At 68.2% G+C, this 374-nt stretch carries 1 protein-coding gene; it reads right to left on the bottom strand.

The features are described 5' to 3' along the window. Positions 1 to 374, bottom strand: a 374-nt coding sequence (locus AB4111_RS31255) for a hypothetical protein (protein WP_442035157.1), incomplete at both ends; no start/stop codon positions are given.

The raw sequence follows: 374 nt of genomic DNA, 5'->3' as shown, positions 1-374 counted from the left end.
ATCCGATTGTCGGCGATCACCGCGTTGGAGGTGCGTAGCACCAGCACGCCGATGCAGAAGCCCCTGATCTCCAGCCCGCGCAGGCTGACGCCCCGGGTGTCGACCAAAGCAAAGCCGGGATTGCTGGCAGTGCGGACATTGGTCCCGTACTGGCCCTGCACCATGCCGGGGCACGACTTCAGGTCACGCGGAAGATAGCCCGAACCGTCGATGACGTTGTGACCGCCGGACCGGGCGAAGGCCTGACCCTCGATGGCCACGGGCCCCTTGATCGGCGGCAGGGCCGACTGGAGCACGATGGCCGGGGCGGCGATCTCGATGCGATAGCGGCCGGGCTCGGCGTTGCTGGTCTCGATCGCCCAGCGCAGCGAGCC

Source organism: Paenibacillus sp. 2KB_22, assembly GCF_052115745.1.
GTDB lineage: Bacteria > Bacillota > Bacilli > Paenibacillales > Paenibacillaceae > Paenibacillus.
The sequence above is the reverse complement of the archived record's forward strand: the minus strand, read 5'-3'. Positions and strand labels throughout refer to the sequence as shown.